The 2,685-nt window shown below is 64.0% G+C and carries 3 protein-coding genes; 1 reads left to right on the forward strand and 2 read right to left on the reverse strand.

Translation table 11 applies throughout. The features are described 5' to 3' along the window. Window positions 1-40: 40 nt before the first annotated feature. Window positions 41-1,381: a group II intron reverse transcriptase/maturase gene (gene ltrA, locus MJ797_RS26725; protein ID WP_239342518.1), complete on the reverse strand. Its 1,341-nt coding sequence runs from the start codon at window positions 1,379-1,381 to the stop codon at window positions 41-43. 585 nt (window positions 1,382-1,966) lie between these two features. Continuing rightward, window positions 1,967-2,341, reverse strand: a complete 375-nt coding sequence (locus tag MJ797_RS26730; protein ID WP_239342520.1) for a hypothetical protein — start codon at window positions 2,339-2,341, stop codon at window positions 1,967-1,969. Here MJ797_RS26730 and MJ797_RS26735 point away from each other — a divergent pair. Further along, the coding region (locus tag MJ797_RS26735; protein WP_305039805.1) for a group II intron reverse transcriptase/maturase at window positions 2,255-2,685 on the forward strand (431 nt) is incomplete at its 3' end. The genes MJ797_RS26730 and MJ797_RS26735 overlap by 87 nt on opposite strands.

The following is a 2,685-nucleotide window of genomic DNA, read 5'->3' on the forward strand; positions in this document are numbered from 1 at the left end:
TGTGCAAGCGGTTCTCCCGCACACAGCTCACCGACGCCGTTCACCGTCGGCGTTCAGCCTTCTCCCGCCACGGCTTATTCGGCCGTGGTGCTATCACGATCCCACTGAGGTCGACCAGACCCAACTGGTTACCGGACACGACGCCGACCATCCATCGGCCGAACGCAGGCCGTCGCTGATGCTTCTTCGCCACAAACCGCGCGAGCCTGCCCAGCGCATACCATCTGATCGTCACGAAATGCCGAGCCGAGTTGCCGTAACGGAAGAAACCGGCCCACCCGCGTAACACGCTGTTGACCTCCGCCACCACCACCTCGATCGGCACCAGCAGCCGGTCCCGCCCCGTCAACTCACGGATGCGATCCCTAACATGCTGCATCGCCCTCCTCGAGGGCCAACGGGCCAGGAACTGCACATGCCGGAACCATGGAGATTCGGACCGCACCCAGCGGTGGTGGAATCCCAGAAAGTCCAGGCCCTCTCCCCCCTCCACCAGGTGGACGATCCTCGTCTTTGCCGCCTTTGGCTCCAGACCAAGGTCAGCGAGAATCGCCGTCAGGACCTCAAGTGCCCGCTCAGCCTCCCGCCGACTCCGACACAGCACTACCAGGTCATCGCAGAAGCGCACAAGCACACCGGCCCCGGCCCCTCCACACCAAGCACGATCAAGCTGGTGCAGATAGACGTTAGCCAGCAATGCTGACACCGGTGCCCCCTGGGGAGTTCCGGTCACCTCGCGACGGACCAACCCCTCCTTCATCACTCCGACGCTCAGGAGCATCCGCAGCATATTCAAGAGACGCCGGTCACTGACCCGTTCCTCCACCGCCTTCATTAACCGGTCATGCGGAATCGCCGAAAAGCAATTGGCGATATCCGTCTCCACCACCCATCTACGCCCCTGCCAGCTCTCGTCGATGAGAACCTGCAGGGCATCATGCACGCTCTTCCCAGGTCGGAACCCGAACGAGCACGGCAGGAAGTCAGCCTCGAACACACTCTCAAGGACCAGCTTCACCGCAGTGTGCACGACACGGTCGCGTACCGTCGGAATCGAGAGCGGGCGCCGTTCGACAGCCCCCGGCTTCGGTATCAGCACCCGGCGCGCCGGCGACGGCCGCCACTCCCCACTTCTCAGGTCCGCGGCCAGCTCGTCGAGCATCTGGGAAACCCCTTGCCGCTCGACGTCGGCGATAGTGATCCAGTCAACGCCAGGCGCTCCGTTGTTACGGCGCACCTGGGCCCACGCGCGCTCCAGCACGTCCCTGCGATAGACCTTGTCATAGAGCGCATGGAACCGACGCCCGGGGTCAGCCTTGGCCGCCCGGTACAGCGTCCGTTGCAGAATCTGAACCTTGTCTTGCTCGGTGGTCCTAGCCACGTGGCACTCACCAGCTCTCCTCCACGCCGAGACGCGTCGACGAAGCAGCGGCCCTTCCCTCACCGGCGGTTATGTTGTCCGCTCGGCTCCACCGGTAATATGACCGCCTCCGACTCCCCTCCGGCAGGTAGCCCATTTCCCGGGTTCAGCCGGTTATAGGGCACCCCACTTCCGGCGGCCGTATTCGCAGGGCCCCCGGGCCGGGTAGGGTCTCTCCTGTTCCCGCCGTCACTATCTGAACGTTCCGCCGCCCTTACGCCGGGGAATTCCTCACGGCTGTGCCTCCAGGGTCTTCACCGCTTCCATGGCCTTCACCGTGAAGCTCGCGGCTCGGCTCTCCCTCTTTCCGACCCGAAGGCCGGGACTTTGACGACGCGGCAGCGTTCGCTTCATGCTACGGACCGTTCAGTTGCTCCCCCTGACAGGGCTTTTGACGCTGGGCTTCGACCCGGCCAGTTACCCAACCGGACCGCCAGCCTGCTACCGGGCCTCCTGGCAGCTACCCGGACCGGACTCTCACCGGCAAGCAACGACGAGCACGACCTTCAGCAACGGCCAACTACACCGTGTTACCACCTCCGGTCTTCAGGACGCACAGCCGAGGAAATCAAGGCCGAGGTCGGGCGGTTCCTGCGGGAAGATCTCGCGTTGGAGCTGTCCCAGGCCAAGACCGTGATCACACATGGGCGGACGCAGGCCGCCCGGTTCCTCGGCTATGAGATTGTGGTGTTGCACGCCGACCACAAGCGCGATCAGCGAGGTCACCGCAGCATCAACGCGGCGATCGGGCTGAAGGTGCCGGTCGATGTCATCCGTGCCACATGTGCGCCCTACCTGCACCACGGCAGACCGATCCGGCGAACCGAACGCACGGTGAATACGGACTTCAGTATCGTCGCGCAGTTCCAGGCCGAGTTCCGGGGTGTCGCGGAGTACTACCGGTTGGCGTTCAACCGTCATCGGCTCGGTTATGTGAAGTACGTTATGGAACGGTCGCTGACCAAGACCCTGGCCCGTAAGTATCGGATCACGGTCCCGCAGGTCTACCGCTCGTTACCGAGCCGTACTCGACACCGAGAACGGTCCGCGTCGTGGCCTTCAGGTCACGGTGCACCGGGATGGCGGACGACCGCCACTGGTCGCACACTGGGGCGGTATCAGTCTGGCACGGGACACCACGCCACGGCCCCTCAACGACAATCCGCCACGCATATGGAATGGGCGTCGGTCAGAGCTTGTTCAACGGCTCCTGGCCGAGGTCTGCGAACTATGCGGCTCCACGGAACAGGTCGAAGTGCACCACA

Source organism: Protofrankia sp. CiP3 (genome assembly GCF_917627345.1).
Lineage (GTDB): Bacteria > Actinomycetota > Actinomycetes > Frankiales > Frankiaceae > Protofrankia.